The sequence below is a fragment of the Candidatus Neomicrothrix sp. genome (assembly GCF_035329545.1).
GTDB lineage: Bacteria > Actinomycetota > Acidimicrobiia > Acidimicrobiales > Microtrichaceae > Microthrix > Microthrix subdominans.
This window is the reverse complement of the sequence record NZ_DAOLGP010000037.1, coordinates 22,043-39,235: the sequence shown is the minus strand read 5'-3', so window position 1 is coordinate 39,235 and position 17,193 is coordinate 22,043. Positions and strand designations below refer to the sequence as shown.

General features: G+C 69.5%; 18 protein-coding genes. 6 read left to right on the top strand and 12 right to left on the bottom strand.

Translation table 11 applies throughout. The annotated features are described in order from the left end of the window. The 6 genes from PKD89_RS16450 to PKD89_RS16425 form a co-directional block, all read left to right on the top strand. On the top strand, positions 1-419 hold a 419-nt coding region (locus tag PKD89_RS16450; RefSeq protein WP_324332550.1), incomplete at its 5' end, for a tetratricopeptide repeat protein. Positions 420-431: 12 nt separating this feature from the next. Next, the gene (gene lepA, locus PKD89_RS16445) at positions 432-2,213 is read left to right on the top strand and encodes a translation elongation factor 4 (RefSeq protein WP_289011699.1); all 1,782 of its coding nucleotides are present in this window, start codon (positions 432-434) and stop codon (positions 2,211-2,213) included. Between the two features lie 156 nt (positions 2,214-2,369). Continuing rightward, positions 2,370-3,404 carry a heat-inducible transcriptional repressor HrcA gene (hrcA, locus tag PKD89_RS16440; protein ID WP_289011698.1) on the top strand — a complete coding sequence of 345 codons (1,035 nt, stop codon included), beginning with the start codon at positions 2,370-2,372 and terminating at the stop codon, positions 3,402-3,404. 155 nt (positions 3,405-3,559) lie between these two features. After that, positions 3,560-4,711, top strand: coding sequence for a J domain-containing protein (locus PKD89_RS16435; RefSeq protein WP_289011697.1), 1,152 nt, complete (start codon positions 3,560-3,562; stop codon positions 4,709-4,711). After that, positions 4,698-5,450: an RsmE family RNA methyltransferase gene (locus tag PKD89_RS16430; RefSeq protein ID WP_289011696.1), complete on the top strand. Its 753-nt coding sequence runs from the start codon at positions 4,698-4,700 to the stop codon at positions 5,448-5,450. The genes PKD89_RS16435 and PKD89_RS16430 overlap by 14 nt, the downstream gene beginning before the upstream one ends. 139 nt (positions 5,451-5,589) lie before the next feature. Continuing rightward, on the top strand, positions 5,590-6,099 hold the full coding sequence (locus PKD89_RS16425) for a transcriptional regulator (protein ID WP_289011695.1): 510 nt from the start codon (positions 5,590-5,592) through the stop codon (positions 6,097-6,099). Between the two features lie 29 nt (positions 6,100-6,128). On the opposite strand, the gene PKD89_RS16420 is transcribed toward PKD89_RS16425, so the two are convergent. The 12 genes from PKD89_RS16420 to PKD89_RS16365 form a co-directional block, all read right to left on the bottom strand. Then, complete coding sequence (locus PKD89_RS16420) at positions 6,129-7,397, bottom strand: enolase C-terminal domain-like protein (RefSeq protein ID WP_289011694.1); 1,269 nt, start codon at positions 7,395-7,397, stop codon at positions 6,129-6,131. A 209-nt stretch (positions 7,398-7,606) separates the two neighbouring features. Next, positions 7,607-8,494, bottom strand: a complete 888-nt coding sequence (locus tag PKD89_RS16415; RefSeq protein WP_324332545.1) for a hypothetical protein — start codon at positions 8,492-8,494, stop codon at positions 7,607-7,609. Beyond that, complete coding sequence (locus tag PKD89_RS16410; RefSeq protein ID WP_287375277.1) at positions 8,491-9,816, bottom strand: hypothetical protein; 1,326 nt, start codon at positions 9,814-9,816, stop codon at positions 8,491-8,493. Before PKD89_RS16410 ends, PKD89_RS16415 begins: the two co-directional genes overlap by 4 nt. 5 nt (positions 9,817-9,821) lie before the next feature. Beyond that, positions 9,822-10,211: a hypothetical protein gene (locus PKD89_RS16405; RefSeq protein WP_287375274.1), complete on the bottom strand. Its 390-nt coding sequence runs from the start codon at positions 10,209-10,211 to the stop codon at positions 9,822-9,824. A 62-nt stretch (positions 10,212-10,273) separates the two neighbouring features. Beyond that, the gene (locus tag PKD89_RS16400) at positions 10,274-10,744 is read right to left on the bottom strand and encodes a hypothetical protein (RefSeq protein WP_289011692.1); all 471 of its coding nucleotides are present in this window, start codon (positions 10,742-10,744) and stop codon (positions 10,274-10,276) included. Next, positions 10,741-11,133, bottom strand: coding sequence for a hypothetical protein (locus PKD89_RS16395; protein WP_287375269.1), 393 nt, complete (start codon positions 11,131-11,133; stop codon positions 10,741-10,743). Before PKD89_RS16395 ends, PKD89_RS16400 begins: the two co-directional genes overlap by 4 nt. Then, the gene (locus tag PKD89_RS16390; RefSeq protein WP_287375266.1) at positions 11,133-11,492 is read right to left on the bottom strand and encodes a hypothetical protein; all 360 of its coding nucleotides are present in this window, start codon (positions 11,490-11,492) and stop codon (positions 11,133-11,135) included. The genes PKD89_RS16395 and PKD89_RS16390 overlap by 1 nt, the downstream gene beginning before the upstream one ends. 104 nt (positions 11,493-11,596) lie before the next feature. Continuing rightward, a complete protein-coding gene (locus tag PKD89_RS16385) occupies positions 11,597-12,496 on the bottom strand; it encodes a type II secretion system F family protein (protein ID WP_289011691.1) in 900 nt (299 codons plus the stop codon). After that, positions 12,493-13,377, bottom strand: a complete 885-nt coding sequence (locus PKD89_RS16380; RefSeq protein ID WP_289011690.1) for a type II secretion system F family protein — start codon at positions 13,375-13,377, stop codon at positions 12,493-12,495. Before PKD89_RS16380 ends, PKD89_RS16385 begins: the two co-directional genes overlap by 4 nt. Continuing rightward, a complete protein-coding gene (locus PKD89_RS16375) occupies positions 13,374-14,771 on the bottom strand; it encodes a CpaF family protein (protein WP_324332543.1) in 1,398 nt (465 codons plus the stop codon). Before PKD89_RS16375 ends, PKD89_RS16380 begins: the two co-directional genes overlap by 4 nt. After that, positions 14,768-16,162 (bottom strand): hypothetical protein, encoded by a 1,395-nt coding sequence (locus PKD89_RS16370; protein ID WP_289011689.1) that lies wholly within the window; start codon positions 16,160-16,162, stop codon positions 14,768-14,770. The genes PKD89_RS16375 and PKD89_RS16370 overlap by 4 nt, the downstream gene beginning before the upstream one ends. Beyond that, positions 16,155-16,790 carry an SAF domain-containing protein gene (locus tag PKD89_RS16365; RefSeq protein WP_289011688.1) on the bottom strand — a complete coding sequence of 212 codons (636 nt, stop codon included), beginning with the start codon at positions 16,788-16,790 and terminating at the stop codon, positions 16,155-16,157. Before PKD89_RS16365 ends, PKD89_RS16370 begins: the two co-directional genes overlap by 8 nt. Positions 16,791-17,193 lie beyond the last annotated feature (403 nt).

Here is a 17,193-nt window from a genome sequence, read left to right as displayed (position 1 = left end):
CTGAGACCGGTGACCGTGCGGGTGCGGTCGCGCCCGCCCAAGAAGCAGTCGACCTCCGGCGGGCTCAAGCGGCCGAGAACCGGGCCTACGAACCCGACCTCGCCATGGCGTTGAACAACCTGGCCATCAGCTTGTCTGAGACCGGTGACCGTGCGGGTGCGGTCGCGCCCGCCCAAGAAGCAGTCGACCTCCGGCGGGCTCAAGCGGCCGAGAACCGGGCCTACGAACCCGACCTCGCCATGGCGTTGAACAACCTGGCCATCAGCTTGTCTGAGACCGGTGACCGTGCGGGTGCGGTCGCACCCGCCCAAGAAGCAGTCGACCTCTACCAGCGGCTGATAGTCGACGAGTCGTTCCGCTCCGACGACCTGGACCGGGCACAGCAGACGCTGGATGGCCTCCTCGACGGGCCGGAGTAGCCTGCCGGGGCCGTGACAAACCTTGACCACATCCGCAACTTCTCGATCATCGCCCACATCGACCACGGGAAGTCGACGTTGGCCGACCGGCTGCTGGAGATCTCCGGCGCGGTCAATGCCCGGGACATGCGCGCCCAGTTTCTCGACTCGATGGACCTGGAGCGCGAGCGAGGCATCACGATCAAACTCCAGTCGGTGCAGGTCGACTGGGCCGGTCACAAGCTGCACCTGATCGACACGCCCGGTCACGTCGACTTCGGCTACGAGGTCAGCCGGAGCCTGGCCGCCTGCGAGGGCGTGGTGCTGGTGGTCGACGCCAGCCAGGGTATCGAGGCCCAGACCCTGGCCAACTGCTACCTGGCCCTCGAGAACGACCTCGAGATCGTCGCATGCCTGAACAAGATCGACCTGCCTGCGGCCGAACCGGAACGGGTTGCTGCCGAGATCGAAAAGGTGCTCGGCATCCCGGCCGAGGAGGTGCTGCACCTCTCGGCCAAAACCGGCGAGGGGGTCGGTGCGCTGCTCGACGCGGTCATCGAGCGCATCCCACCCCCGGTCGGCGACGCCGGCGCCGAGCTGCAGGCCCTGATCTTCGACTCGCACTTCGACCAATACCGCGGCGTGGTGTCGTCGGTGCGGGTGATGAACGGCGTGATGAAGACCAACCAGAAGCTGTCGTTCCTCCAGGCGAGCAGCACCCACGCTGCCGAGGAGATCGGTGTCCGCCGCCCGGTCAACACGCCGGTGAAGCAGCTGGGCCCGGGCGAGGTGGGCTACCTGATCGCCGGCATCAAGGACGTGGGCGAGGCCCGCTCCGGTGAGACGGTGACCGACTCGGCCAAGCCTGGTGACCCGCTGGCGGGATATGCCGAACCCAAGCCGATGGTGTTCTGCGGCTTGTACCCGGTGGAGGGCGACGCCTTCGAGGAGCTGCGCGAGAGCCTGGAAAAGCTGCGGCTGAACGACAGCTCGTTCACCTACGAGCCCGAGACCTCCGGCGCACTGGGCTTCGGCTTCCGCTGCGGCTTCCTCGGCCTGTTGCACATGGAGATCGTGCGGGAGCGCCTCGAGCGCGAGTTCGACCTGTCGCTGATCGCCACCGCCCCGTCGGTGGAATACGAGGTGGAGACGACCGCGGGCGAGATGCTGTCGGTGCACAACCCGTCCAGCCTGCCGCCACCGACCGAGATCGAACAGATCAGCGAACCACAGCTGCGCATGACGATCCTCTCCCCGGCGGAGTACGTCGGCACGATCATGGAGCTGTGCCTCAGCCGTCGCGGCGAGCAGCTGGGCATGGAGTACCTGTCGCCCGAGCGCGTGGAGTTCACCTACCGCCTGCCGCTGGCCGAGGTGGTGATCGACTTCTTCGACGCCTTGAAGAGCCGCACCCAGGGCTACGCCAGCCTGGACTACGACACCGACGGCTACCTGCCCGCCGAGCTGGTGCGGGTGGACATCATGTTGAGCGGCGAGACCGTCGACGCCTTCAGCGCCATCGTGCACAAGGAACGGTCCTATGAGTACGGGCGGCGCACGGCCGAAAAGCTGAAGGAGCTGATCCCGCGCCAGCAGTTTGACGTGCCGATCCAGGCGGCCATCGGCGGGCAGATCATCGCCCGGGAGACGGTCAAAGCGTTCCGCAAGGACGTGACCGAGAAGCTCTACGGCGGCGACATCACCCGCAAGCGCAAGCTGCTCGAGAAGCAGAAGGCCGGCAAGAAGCGCATGAAGTCGATCGGCAAGGTGGACATCCCACCCGACACCTTCATTAAGGCCCTTCGCCTGGACTGAGGGCACCTCGACTCATGTCGAGCGGGTCCCACCGGTAGAATCAGGCGGCTATGGCATCGGTGACCACCTCCCCAGCGTCTTTGACGCCCGTCGCCCCAGCGGTGCGCCCGCTGGGCGCGTCCCGGCGCCACGGCGCTGCGACGAGGGGAGAAACCGATGCTCGATGACCGCAAGTCGGCCGTGCTGCGGGCCGTCGTCCAGAGCTATATCGAGACCGCCCTCCCGGTGGGCTCGGGGAACGTCGCCGGCGCCCCCGGGGTTGAGGTCAGCCCCGCCACGGTGCGCAACGACATGACCTTCCTCGAACACGAGGGCTACCTCACTCAGCCACACACGTCGGCCGGACGGATCCCGACCGAGAAGGGCTACCGGTTCTTCGTCGACCAGTTGGGAGTACCGACCGAGTTGGACGAGCCCAAGGCGCAGCAGGTTGGACAGTTCTTTGCCCATGCCCACGGCGAGCTCGAGGGGCTCTTCCAGGAGGCGTCCACCCACCTGGCCCGCCTGACCTCCACGACGGCCCTGACGGTCGGCGAGCGGGGAAGCAGCGAGACGATCCGTTCGGTGCAGTTGGTGTCGTTATCGGACCGGCTGGTGGTGGCGGTCGCCGTGCTGAGCAACGGCATGCTGGCCAAGCGCACCGTCGAGCTGGCCGACGACCTTGACGACGCCCAACTGGCGGTGGCCACCTCGGTGCTGTCCGCCCGGCTGGAAGGTTGTTCGGTGGACGACGTCGTTGCCGGCACCATCCCATCGGTTGCCGAGGTGGCACCCCGCGTGGCGCCCGACTCCCCGGCGGTCGCCCTCGTCGGCGAGGTGATTGTCGGCCTGTCGGCCTCCTGGGCCGAGGACCACACCGAGCTGTACGTCGACGGCGCCTCCAACATGGCCCGCAGCTTCGAGGAGGTCGAAACCCTGCATCGGGTGTTGGCCCTGCTCGAACAGCAGGTGGTGGTCGTCGGCCTGCTGCGCGAGCTGATCGAACGGGGACTGTCGGTGGCGATCGGCTCGGAGACCGGGCTGTCGCCGCTGAGCGAATGCTCCCTGGTCGTGGCTCCGGTGATGGTGGGTTCGGGCCGGGCCGCCACCCTGGCGGTGCTGGGACCCACCCGGATGAACTATTCCGACACGCTCTCGGCGGTCGACACGGTCAGCCGACAACTGACGAGGGCGCTCAGCGAAGGCGAGTAGCCCGCACGGTCGGCATTGCCGACCGAACACCACCTCGTCGGCCCGAGGCCGATCGATGACCAACCAACGAAGACCCCGACCGCCATGCACCCCGTGAGATCAACGCATCGGTGGCGAGCAATGCACCCCCCAACCGGACAGTACAAGGAGTAACGATGGCTCAGATCACCGAGGATCCCTACGAGGTCCTGGGCGTTCATCGCGAGGCCACCCACATCGAGATCAAGGCCGCGTATCGCAAAGCGGCCCGCGACAGCCACCCCGACGCCAACCCGGATGACCCTCACGCCGAGGCTCGCTTCAAGTCGGTGGCCGTCGCCTACGAGATTCTCTCCGATGGGGAGAAGCGCGAGAACTACGACCGCTTCGGATCGGTCGATGGCGGCGCCGGGATGGCCGACGGCATGGGTGGCCTCTCCGACCTGTTCGACGCCTTCTTCGGCGGAGGTGGCGGGTCGGGCTTCGGCGCCGGGTTTGGCGGCGGCGCAACCCGAGGCCGAACCGGGCCGCAACGAGGTCCCGATCTTGAAACCAACCTTCGGATCCCCTTCGACCAGGCGGTGTTTGGCGGTGCCCACGACGTGACCGTGCGGACCGCAGTCGCCTGCGAGACCTGTGAAGCCACCGGCGCCGCGCCGGGCACCGGCCCGAAAACCTGCGAGACCTGCGGAGGTCAGGGACAGGTGCAGTCGGTGCGCCGCTCGATCCTCGGCCAAATGGTGACCGCATCGCCGTGCCCCACCTGCCAGGGGAGCGGCGAGTTGATTCCCAGCCCCTGCAGCAAGTGCGACGGAGACGGACGGATCGTCGAGGAGGCCACCCTCACCGTCGAGGTGCCCGCCGGGGTGGACGACGGCTCGACGCTGCGGCTGACCGGTCGCGGAGCGGTCGGGGCCCGGGGCGGTCCTGCCGGTGACCTGTACGTCCACCTGAACGTGTCGGGCCACTCCGAATTGGTACGCGACGGCACGACGCTGCACATCGAGGTCCCGGTGAGCGTCGCCCAGGCCACGCTGGGGACTCAGTTGGAGGTCGACACGCTCGACGGTGCCCACGAGCTCACCGTGCCCGCCGGAACCCAGTCGGGCTGGGAGCACCGTTTCCGCGGGCTGGGGGTGCCGCGGCTCGACGGCCGCGGGCGGGACCGGGGCCGGGGCGACCTGATCGCCCACGTGTCGGTGCACACCCCGACCGATCTTTCCCATGAGCAGGAGGAGCTGCTGCGCCGCTTTGCCGAATTGCGGGAGGAGGCGGTCACCCCGCCGAAGACCGGCTTGGGCAAAAAGATCCGCAGTGCCTTCAAGTGATGGGGGGCCGCCCCACGACCTGGTGGCCCACGCCCTGGTTGACTCGGTCGAGCACCCGGTTCCGTCCGAGGAGCTGACGCGTCACCTGTGGTCGGCCCGCCGGCTTCGTCCGGGTACCGCCATCAGCGTTACCGACGGGGCCGGATCGTGGCGGCTGGTGCGTGTCGGCCCGGTCGGTGAGTTGGACCCCGACGGGGACGTCCGCTCGGTGCCCGCCCCCGACCCGGTGGCCATCGCCTTTGCCCCGGTCAAGGGGGAGCGCCCCGAGTGGTGTGTGCAGAAGCTGACCGAGGTGGGGGTTGACCGCATCGTCGTGCTTCAGACCGATCGGTCGGTGGTGCGCTGGTCGGGATCCAAGGCGTCATCGCATCTGGCCAAGCTTGAACGCGTCGCAGCGGCTGCGCTGGAGCAGTGCCGCAGGGCGTGGTTGCCGACCATCGTCGGCCCGATCACCGTCGACGAGCTCGTCGCCGGGCAGCCGACATCCGGCCCCTCGGAGGTCTCGCTCGTGTCCTGGGTGCGCGCCGATGGCACCGGACGGACGCCCACGGCCGTCGATCGCGCCGTGCTGATCGGCCCCGAAGGCGGGTTTTCCGAGCGGGAGCGGGCGCTGGTACCCGACCAGGTCGCCCTTGGGCCCCACGTGATGCGGGCCGAGACGGCCGCCATGGTGGCGGGGGCTCGAGCGGTCGCGCTCCGTGAGAAAAAAGATCACCACGGCCACGGAGCGGGCATGTAGGATTTTACCTGCACAGATTCCGTGGCGGATGAGGGACCGCAGCTGGGTGAGGGGAGCCGATGGGGCGGATCGCCCAGATACTCGGCGCACTCGACTGCACCGATCCGGCGGGATCACCATCTTCGAAAGGGAGACCTAGATGGGGACCAGCTTCGTGGACGAGGACGAGGAAGCCCGCAGCCAGTACGGCCGTGCGGTGGGAGAGCGTCTTCGGCTCATCCGCCGCCAGAAGCGGCTCTCGCTGCAAGAGGTCGAGGCCGACTCGGATCAGGAGTTCAAGGCCTCGGTGCTCGGCGCCTACGAGCGGGGGGAGCGGGCGATATCGGTGCCCCGCTTGCAACGGCTCGCCCGGTTCTACAAGGTTCCGGTCGATCAGCTGCTGCCCGAGGACGGCGACAGCGAGATCTCACGCACCGAACACGCCGAGGCCGGAGCCAAGATCGATCTCACCCGCCTCGACGGGGTCGATGGCCCCGCAGCCGAAATGCTGAACCGCTATCTGCGCATGATCCAGGTGCAGCGCCAGGACTTCAACGGCCGCATGCTGACCATCCGGCGAGACGACATGCGAGCGATCGCCTGCATCCTCGACGTGAGTGAGGAGCACGCCCCTCAGCGGCTCAGCGAGATGGGTCTTCGCCTCGACTGACGGGTGCCGGCTGCACCCGACGGTCCGGTTCAGAGCGTCCAGCGGCGTTCATCGGTGGTGAGTTTGGCGAGGCGCTCGACGTCGACGTCAACCCCGAGCCCTGCGACACCCTCGACACCGACCGTCGGCACCCGCCCCTCCCGATCGATGGCAACCGGTGAGGTGACATCTTCGGTGAAGTACCGGTCGTCGCCGCCGATGTCGCCCACCCGGTTGGCTGCGGCTAGCCCGGCCAGCGCACGATCGGCGGCCCGGCCGATACCGGAGGACAACATGCCCCCGATGTAGGCGTCCAGGCCTTCGTCGTGGCACCAATCGAGCAACCGCCTCGCCGGGGTCGGTCCGCCGAGACGGGCGGCCTTGACGCACATGATCGGCCGCAGGCCCAGGGCCAGCGCAGTCTCGACAACGCCGAGCGAGGTCACCGATTCGTCCAGACAGATCGGCGTGTCGAGGCGTTGCGCCAGCTGGGCGTGACCGACCAGGTCGTCGGCCGTAAAGGGCTGTTCCAGCCAGGCCAGCCCGAGGCGGTCCAGGGCGATCAGGGCGTCGAGGTGGTCCGGGTCGTCGCTGCGATAGGACGCGTTGGCGTCGGCGGCCACCTCGACATCGCCATCGCCGCTCGACCTCAGCGCATCGCTGACGGCGCCAAGTGGGACCAGGTCGAGGCCCGGTTGGATCTTGATCTTCAGCCGCCGGTATCCGGCTCCGGCCAGGGCGACGGCCCGTTCGGCCAGGTCGGCGTTGGCAGCATCACCGCTACCAACGGGGTTGCGGCTGTTGCTGTTGTCGTTGCCACCGGCGGAGGTGTCACCCTGATACCCCGTGGTCGAGCGTTCACGGCTTGGGCGTTGCTGACCGGTTCGAAGGCTGAGTGCAACGCCGGCCGGCAGGGTGTCGGCTGCTGGGCCCCAGCGTTGCGCCAGCGTCTCGTTCCTCCTCCGGGCCGCCAGGTCCTCGGCCGCCAATGCTAGCGCCGAGCGGGCCATCGGGTGCCCTGGCACGGCCGACATCGCTCCTTCGACCGCGTCGGGGGTGAGCAATCCGCCGGCGATGACCGCCGGGATCAGCACGTCGCACAACATGGCCCAAGCGCCGGCGGTGTACTCATAGAAATAGCCCGGGTCGGGCAGGGCCGGGCATTCACCCCATCCGGACACAGCGGTCGGACTGGCGGGATCGTTATCTGAGCGGAACTCGACGATCAGCGTCGGACGGGCGGCCACCGTGCCATGAGCGGCCCGGTGGGGCTCCGCCAGGGTCAGCTCCACCCGCCTCAGGATGATCTCGGCGCTCACCGGCCCAGCCTGCCACGTCGGCATCTACCCGACCCGACCCCTGCGCGCGTGCGAACTCGGGAGCTGAGGGGTACGTCAGGGCGCGTTCTGGGCTCCCGGGTTCGAGAAGGTGAGCGAACTCGGGAGCTGAGGGGTACGTCAGGTCGCGTTCTGGGCTCCCGGGTTCGGGAGGTTGAGCAAGCTGGGCGACGAGGACGGCGGAGATGTGGTCATGTGGTGCGGGGGAGTTCGGGCAGCTCGAGGACCTGCCCGGGCGGGACGATGTCGGGTTCGTCCGGCTCCGGGAGCCGCTCGACGTTGTGGGCCACGCACCGATACCAGTAGATCTCGGCCTCCTGTTCCGAGGACGGGCGACCGAGCTGGGCGTCGAGGTGGGCGCGGGCCTGGTCGAACCAATGCACGTCACCCCTGGTCACGATCGTGGGGCAGGACGCCTGGTCGCCCGAGGGAGCCTGACCGATCGTGGCAACCCCAGGGGCAGGGTCGCCGTCGGCTGTTGCGTCGATGCGACCGTCGACCGGCAACCCGGGTGCCGGCGTCGTGCCGGCTGTCGGCGACCCGCCAGCGCCCGGTCGAGGCTGCGGTCCGTCCGGCAGCGGGTTCAGCTCGAGTACCCGGGTGGACGGTGCGGTCGGGCTGGTCGGATCGTCGGCCGGGCCGGCGATGCTGCTGGGAACTCCTATCGGTGGTTGGTTCTGCGCCCCCGCCACCGTGGCGGGTAGCGCGACCAGCATGGGGGAGAGGCTGAGCGTGACCGCCATCCGGAGGGGAGCGGGAAGCAGCCGGGCGTAGACCCCGACACGATCGTGGCGGCCTCTCCAGGCGGCAAGCCAGGACGCGACGATCAAGCCGAGCCACCACAGCGCCAACGCGACCGCAGCGAAGCGCACCACCGCCACGGCCAGCACGGCGGCGTCGCCGGAGTAGAGGAGGTCGAGGTCGGCTCGAGTGCGGGGCAGCGCTCCAGCGCTGGGACCCCCAACCACGGCGGTGGCGGTCGCAGCGGCCGCAACCGCTGCGGTGCTGAGCAGCGCGATCGCCAACCGACCGGGTGTGCCGAGCGGCTTTGGGTGCCTCACCGTCCGGGTGCTGCTCATGGTCCGCCCCCGGTGGTCGGGGCCGCTTTGACCGTCGCCGGCGAACCGGGGTCCGACTCCGAACCGGCGCCAGGCCCCGTCGCGCTGGGGAGCAGTGGGGTCGGTGCCCCGTCGGCGTCGCTCGCCCTCAAGCCATCGAGCCCGACGCCGGAGGAAGTCGCGAACAACCGTGTGGCCCCGGGGGCGGTGGCTACCGATCGGACCCGGACCGCATCGGAGGCGTTGACAGGGAAGTGCCGGACGAGGAACACCTCGCCGTCGTTGCGCAGTGCGGCCAGCTCGCTCCAGCCATCGCCGTCCAAGTCGACCAGGCGACCGTCGGCTATGTCGTCGCCCAGGCTCCATCGGGCGGTGCCGACGGTCAGCACCGATGAGTGGTATCCGGCGGAGCGCCCGCACCCGCTGCCGTCGGGGTCGACGCGCGGCGGCGGCACCGCCGGTTGCGAGCATCGGGCAGACGCGGCCGATCCGGTCGAGCGACCAGGCGGGGTCCCGGGCCCGGCCCGGGCGACGAGGATCCCGGCGCCGCCGAGCACGGTGAGCCCGAGCGCCGCTGCCAGACCGAGACGGACCGGCGACCGGGGGGACAGCCGGCGGGTGAGCTCTCCCAACCGTCGCCGGACGGAGGAGTCGCTCCCGGGTGTGCGGTGCTCACTCGCCCCGACGTCGGTGGATCGCTGCGCTGCTTCGACCAGATCGTCGAGGCCGGTGGCCAGCGCATCGAGGTCGTCGAGGTCTCCCGACCTGAGATCCACTGCCACGCCGGCCAGGGCGGACCTGAGCTCGGGTGCGAAGGTGGCGCCCCCCGGGGTGAGGAGCGTTGATGCCATGATCGTCGCCAGCGCCTCGCGGTCCGCCGCTCGCTCGGCCGGTCCCGCCGGGCAGACCGCAGAGCCGAGCGAGCACAGCGTGACGTCGATGTCGCCGCCCGAGTGGGACGCTCCCCGGCCGGTGGCGACGCCACGACGCCAGATGACGTGCTCGGGCTCGAGCGACAGGTGAACCCAACCGCGTCGATGGAGCCCGGCGAGCACCCTGGCCAGTGCAGCCAACGCGGCCAGGCGGTCGGCGACGGCGAGCGGCGGTGAGGCGAGCGTATGGGCGCCGGCGTCAATGGTCTCGAGCCACGTCACCGGATGCTCTCCGAAACCGACGAGCTGCACGATGCCGGCCGCGTCGCAGCGGCTCAAGACGTCGATCTCTCGGCGGACGGCCAGCGTGTCGGGTGTCAACGAACCCGAACCGGTCGGGTCGTGGAGCGTTTCGGCCGCCGAGGCTCGCTTGCGCACGAGCCGGGTGACCGAGCCAACGTCGGTGACCACGACGATCAACCCAACCGGGCAGTGGCTTGGGCGGTGATCCTGTAGGTGGGGGACACCCCGGGCAGACCCCGCCCAAAGAGCCTCCGGACCGTTGCCCCGCTGCGGACGCTGACTTGAGTGCCATCCGGCGAGACCGCCACATCAACCCACCGGCGCTCGAGCCCGGGGACGTCGAGCGAGGCCAGGTGCATCCTGGCCAGCTCGGTGGCCTGTCCCGGGTTGGTCCGCACCGGCCCGCCCGAACGGAGCGCATCGCGATCGAGCATGCCGGCGGCGTCGTCGGCGGCACGCTCGGTGACCTGAACCAGCCGCCGCTGGGCCAGGTGCGCCGCCGACAGGTCGACTGCGACAGCGCCGAGGAGGACGACGACGAGCACGCCCGCCGGGACCAACATCAGCGACGACCCCCGATCGGTCCGCCGCACTCGGCGACGGGGCGCACCTCGACGCTGTGCCCTCACCCGGCGCATGCCACACCCCCGCTTCGCCAGGCAGGACCGCGGTCCATTGCCCGCCACGGGTCGATCACCTCGGCGCCGTCGGCGGTGACCGTGCGCCATCCGAGGTTGGCCAATCCGGGCACCCGCACCAGCGGAGCGCGCAGGCGAAGGCTGACGTGGGCCAGCCCGCAAGGGCCGAAGGCAGCCGCATCGGGCCGTGTGATCGAGATTGCCGCATCGGAGCGCCCGGAGGCGACAAGCGAGGCCCGCGCCGCTGCGTCGGCCTCTGCCGAACCGGCAGCGGCGCTGTCGGCCCGCGTGTACACCCGGAGGTATTCCCGCACTGCAGCGTCCGCATCGGTGCGGGCAGCGATGACCGACCAGACATTGACGATCATGAGCGTGCCCACCAGCGCTACGAGCACCCCGGCCAGCAGCCCATCTGAGCCGCCGACGACGCCCCGGTCAGCCCAACGCCTGCGCCTCACGATGGCTCCCGCCGGACGACGACGTCGGTATGGACGCCGCCGAGGTGGGTCGCTGCGCCGACGACCGTGGCCGGCCGGGCTCGCACCCGGAGGATGACCGAGCGCCCGGTCGGGTCCCCGACGAACTGCAACTCGACGTGGTCGGCGTGGCCACCCAGGCGGGCACGCGCCCAGGCCAGGCTTTCGGCTTGGACCTCGGCCGGAACGTCGGCGTACCGAGGGTCGGAGGCCGCACGCCGGGTGGTGTCCCACGCCACGTGGTCGACCAACGAAGCGACCCACAGGTTCACCAGCACGTGGGTGGCCAAGAGCAGGAAGGCGAGAAACACCGTCACCCCCAGGGCGGCCGACAGCGTGCCGGAGCCGCGCTCTCGCCGCCGGCTGAGCATCAGTTTCCGATCTGTTCGATCGTCTGGTTTGCCTTGGTGGTCGCCGAGTTGAACATCACCCGAAACCCGACCCACATGAGCAGGCCGAGGAAGGCGATCACCAGCACGGCGATCGCAGTCGAGATGACGCCCTCGGCCAGGTCGGCTCGAGGGTTGCGACGGCGCCGAGCCGCCTGCCTCGATGTCTGGTTTGCCGGGTGAAGGTTCGGTCCCCCAAATGCGCGGGGTGGGGCGACGGTCATGGCGTCGGTGGTGAGGTCGCCAACGTCAGTGCCGACGTCATCTGCGCCGTCGATGATCCGATCGGACGAGCCTGTGGCTGTCGTCGACGGGCCGGTCAGTGTCTGGATGGTGTTCATGTTGCTCCCTTTCGGTTTCTTGGTTTCTTGGTTCCTCGGTTGGGTCAGTGTCGGAGTAACGGGCGAAGACGGCAGGAGTGGGGCTGGCTTGGGCACCGCCCCGATCAGCCCGTGAATCGGCTGAGGGCGTGGATGAAGGGAACGACGAGGAAGACCACCCCGGGCACGAGGGTGGCGACGGTGACCGGTATCCAGACCATCTGCTCGCGCCGCTCGATCGTTTCCATCAGCTCGCGATGCACCTCGCGGCGGATGCTGCGGGCCTCCATCCCGATCAGGGTGCCGAGATCGCCGGCCTCCTGGTTGAGGGCGAGCACCCCGACCAGGCGGGAGACCGCCTCGACCTTGGACAGCTCCGCCCACTCCCGCAGGGCTGACACCTCCGAGGCCCCTCCGCGAATGCGGCGCGCCGCCACTCTCAGATCCTCGGCGCAGGCGCCGCTGGAGCGCCGGCCGAGGCGGGCGACCGACGCAGAAAGCGAGTACCCGGCCGATAGGTGCATCGCCAGTTGCTCGGCGACGACAGGTAGCTCGTGGAGCACCTGGGTTCGGCGCCGTTCGTCGAGCCGGGCCAAGTGCTGCTCGGTGAGGAGGAAGACCAAGATCGGCGAAGCGGCCAACACGAAGAGCGACAACACGATCGGGAGCTTCAAGGCGGAAGCGATCGCTGCGCCGGCGATCAGTCCGGTCAGGCTCCACATCAGTTGGCGAACCCGAAAGGCAGTGGCGTCATCGTCGCGGTGCAACCTCAGCAGACGATCGCCGACGTCGTCGTCGAGGCCGACGGTGCGCGCCAGGGAGTCGCCCCAGCTCTTGGCCAGGGGCGCCACGAGCGTCCGCAGGCCGCTCAGCGTCGCCTGGCGACGCACCGCTGCGCCCCCGCCGGGTAGGTAGGCGCGCAGCCGTTGGGCCAACGGCGCCGGGTTGAGCCGAGGAAAGGAGGAGATGATCAAGACCGAGCCCGCCATCAGCCCGAGGAAGGCAAGCGCCATTGCCCGGGTCATGAGCCGAACACCCGCGCTTCGTTGGGCAGGCGCAGGATCCTGCCCGACCACACCCAGCAGGCGGACAGCACGCCGAGTGCGCCCAGTGCCAGAAGCTGGCCCAGGGCGCTTTGGTACGCCTCCCGTCCATCACCGATCGACATCCCGACCAGTGCCATCCCGAGGGGCACGAGCAGGACGAAGCGGCGGGCGAAGCGCACCCCGGCCTGCCGCGACCGGGCGTCCTTGCGGTCGAGCAGATCCTGTCGGCGGTCCTCGGCCAGCGCGGCCAGCCTTCGGTCGAGGTCGGAGCCCCCCAGCTGGTGGGCGATCAGGAGGGTCTCGCAGGTGGCATCGGCGGTCGGGTCGCCGAGTAGGTCCCGAAGCAGCTCGGTCGTGGTGGTCAGGTCTCGGCTGAGCAGCCACTCGCGATGGGCGGCATCGAAGGCCGGCCGAAGCTCCTCCGGCGCCCGGCGACCCACCTCGAACAGCGCTTGGGGTATCGAGCGGCCGACCGAGGCACACAACAGGCGGATTTCCTCGATCATCGCAGGCCAGGCCTCCCGGGCCTCCTCGAGCTGGCGGCGACGTCGACGTCGAATGAGCCCCACAGGCATGAGCGCACCCAGCACACCCATTGCGAACGCCGGAACGACCGCCCCCAGTGTCACGAGGGTCAGCACCGCTGCGCCCACGGCAGCGGTCGCCGACATGGCGACCAGTTGCGTGATCGAGACATCGGCCAGCCCCGCCTGGTTCAGGCGTTGACGCGCCGCCGCTCCGAGCGCCGCAGGCTCCACCCGAAGTGATCGGGAGATCGGTGAACCGATCAGCGGGTCGACGAGCAAGGCCACACCGGTCGCCCCGCAGGCCGCCAGCGCCAGGCCGGTCAAGGCGCTCATGGGGACACCTCGGCCACCTCGCCCCGGCGGTTGGCTGCGCGCTGCATCGGCAGCACGTCGTCCAAGGCGATGCCACTGCGATCCAGAGCGGTCTTGACGCGGACCGGCACGAGACCGCTCCAGGCCAACGGGCCGTCGAGTCGGGCCCGTTCGAAAACCGGCGTCACGGTGAACTGGGCGGCGTCGGGACCTCCGGCCAGGTCCTCGACGGCCAGGATCTCGATGACCCGGGGCCCATCGGGGGTGCGCTCGGCGTGGTCGACGACGTCGACCGCCTCGCTGACCAACGTGTTGAGCGCCGACAACGGCAGGTTGCGCCCTGCGTCGGCCAATTGGCTGACGAAGCGCAGCCGGGTGAGCGCCTGACGAGCCGACCCGGCGTGGATCGTGGTGTAGCCCTTCACCCCGGACGACAGCGTGCGCAGCAGCGGCAGTGCCTCGTCGTCGCGCACCTCACCGACGATGGCCACGTCGGGCGCCATGCGCAGGAAGCCGGCGACGAGCTGACGCAGGGTGACCTCCTCGCGCTCGCCCCGACCGCCACGGGTCTGCATCGAGGCGACGTTGGCCAGCGGAACGTCGGTCTCGAATACCTCTTCGGCCACGACGACCCGCAGTGAGGGGTCGAGGTGGCCGGCCGCGCAGTTCAACAGCGTGGTCTTGCCCGAACCGGGTGCGCCGGAGACGACCATCGACAGCCGGGCGGACACGACCGCTCGGAGAAATCGAGCGGCCTCGACGCCCAGCATGCCGTGCTCGACCAACTCGTCGAGTGAGGAGAACGCCACACCGGTGAACTTCCGGATGTTCACCATCAGGTGCCCGCCGCGGGCCAGATCGCGGTGCACGATGTGAAGTCTCGACCCATCGGGCAGCTGCGCGTCCTGGAGGCCGAGCAACGGCTCGAGCGTGCGATGAGACCCGGTGGCATCGTCGAGCAGTCGGGTCAGCGTGCGGATGACGTGGTCGTCGTCGTGGAACACCTCGTGGTGAAAGCCACTCTGACCCGAATGTCGTTTGACGAAGATGGCGTCGGGAGCGTTGACCATGATCTCCCAGACGTCGGGATCCTCCAGCAGGACGGAGAGCGGACCGTATTTGGCCAGGTTGACGAACGCCCGTTGCGCGACCTGGGAAGGATCGGAGATGTCCTGACTGCGAAGGCCCCGGCGGCACTCGACCGACCAGGCGGCCAACTCGTCGGCGATCAGGTCGCGCAAGGCCTGCTCGGATCCGCCGACGTCGAGATCGAGGGCCATTGACTTGGCGCGTCGTTGAACCCTCGCCTCGATCTCGGCGAGGGGCGAGGCAAACTCCGTCGGCTGGGCCAGCGCTTCACCCCGGTGCAGGCCGGAGGGCCGGAGTTCACCGCCGGCGACGGCCCGGTCGCTCATGACGCCTCCTCCGGATTTCCGGCCGACCGGCGGTCGGTCGGCGAGTACGTCATGCTCGGCGCTTCGTCGTCGAAGTCCGTGACGGACTGGTCACCGGGCTTCGTGTGGTTCCCGTGCCCAACGGTGGCGGCCGTCTCGATGCTCAGTACCGCAGCGAGCGGACGGACGATGCTGCGGGGGAGCGGTACCGCCGCCCGGTGACTGCTCTCGACCGAGTTCCGCTCGGGGAGGAAGACTGTGCTGCCGCGGCCTGGGGCCGATCGCTCCGCGGGTCCGGCCTCGGTGCGGTCCGGGTTGGACCGGGCGGCCATGGACCTGGTGCCCGACGACGGTGCTTGGAGCGTCAGCGCCCGCAGCACCTCGGCCCGACGGGCGGGTGACCGGGGTGCACGGTTGATCACCACCGAGGTGGCCGATGCGGGCACTCCAAACCGAGCGAGATCATCGAGCAGGCCGACGAGATGGGCCACGCCCCACAGGCTGGGCGTGCCGACCGCCAGCACCAGGTCGGCGCGCTCTAACACCGTGCGCGCCGCCACGTGCTGTTCCTCGGTGTCGGCCGACGCGGTTTCGGCTTCGCCGTCCAGATCGGCATCGAGGTCGGCCACCACGGTGGCATAGGTGGCGAGCAGCCCATCGAGCCCCGCAGCGAACGCGTGGGGTCGCAGCGCCGTCCAGTCACGCCGGCGTCGCAGCCCCACCAGCAGGTGGTAGTGCCGGTTTGGGAGCTCGAAGAGGTGCTCGCGCACCCTGTCCCGCTCCGGGTGTCCGTGACGGTGAGCCTCGGTCAGTTCCACGACGCCGGGTACGACATCGCCGGTGTCGTGATACAGCGCCTGGGACGCACCGAATGAAAAGTCGGCCAGGGCAACGGTGCCATCGATCGCGTCACCATCGGCTACCGCCTGGGCGATTGCCATCGCCACGGTCGACGTGCCGGCGCCGCCGCGTCCGATGACGGCGATCAGGCGACCGGCCCACCGCTCGTCGGTCGCTTCAGCGAGTGGCTCGACCGAGCGGGCATCGCTGATCGGCGCGGCGGCGACGCTCAGCGCGTCGGTGAGGTCGTCGCGCCCGAAGTCGTCGGGCAGGAGCGCCGCCGCGCCAAGCTCGAGCCAGTTGCGATCAATCCGGGCATCGTTGACGACCAGCGTCGCTGCGCCGGCGTCCCTCGCCGCTGCGATCAGATCGCGGTCCGCCCCCTTCGATGCGCCATCGACGAGCAATGCGGAGTGGGCCCGACCGGTCGCCAGGCGGGCCCGCACCTCGGTCGAAGAGAGGCACTTGACGAACTCGACCGGGGCCAATCCCGAAGTCGACCAGCGCGTGACCTCAGCAAACCAGGCCGAACGGGGCGGCGCCAGCCCCAGCACCACCCAGCGCTCAGCCATGGCCGGACCCGCCGTTCGTTGAGGCTGCTGGGCCGGGTGTCGGTGCGGCAAGCGTCATCTTGCCCGATGCGCTGGCGCCGACGATGGCGGCCAAGGCCCGCTCGTCGGCCACCTCGATAGTGACGACCAGCGAACCGAGTTGCCCAAGGTCGCCGGTGGAGTCGGCGTTGACGGCGAGCACCCGTGAACGCTCGGCGACCACGGTCGCTTCCGAGTCGCCCTCGGTGCTGGAGAGCACGTCGACCACCGCCCCGCTCTCAAGGTCGCCGTCGAGTGCGCTGGCGCGGCTCAACTCCAGCGAGACGCGCCGAGCGGGACCGTCGATGCTTCCCGGTTCGACGACCGACGCCGGGCTGAGCAACTGGTTTTTGCCGACCGCAGCTGTCGTCTCCTTTCCGACCAACGAGCGCCAGTCGTCGGTCAACTGACCGGTCATCTCTGGGGGCAACTCGGCCGGCGCCAGGCCGAGATCTGCTCGCTCGATCACGTCGCCTGGAGCCAAGGGATGGGTGGCGACCACGAACTTGTTCACCGGGGCGGCATGAGCCTGTTGGTAGGCGGCGAAGAGCCCCACGCCCGATGCGGCGATGAGGAAGCCACCCAGAACGGCCCGTCCGCTGGGCAGCATCGTCCGATCGAGGCCCCGCTTGGGGTGGCCGTGGTCCGAACTTGAATGTTCAACCCCGCCGTAGGATTTCAAACTTCGACTGTTCGTCACGGGTTTCGGTCCCGTCAGTTGAGTCACGGATGCTCTCCTCCGTTCGGTCACTGGTCCATGCCTGGTCGCGCACAAGGACGCGCGTGAATGCCATTTTGCTCAGCACAACTCTGCCGAGAGCCACGGTGCGGTGCCGAGAACCCCCCCCGAGTTTTGGATCACCGCCGCTCGATCGTTCGCGCTGGGCGAGGTCGAGCGGATGACCAGTGTGCGCGTTGTCTCCCCCGAATGGCAAGGGGATTTCTCACCGGGGTGTCGTGTCCCCGGGGGCCTCGCCCCAGGCACGACGCTCGACGGCCGAGCGGCGACGCGC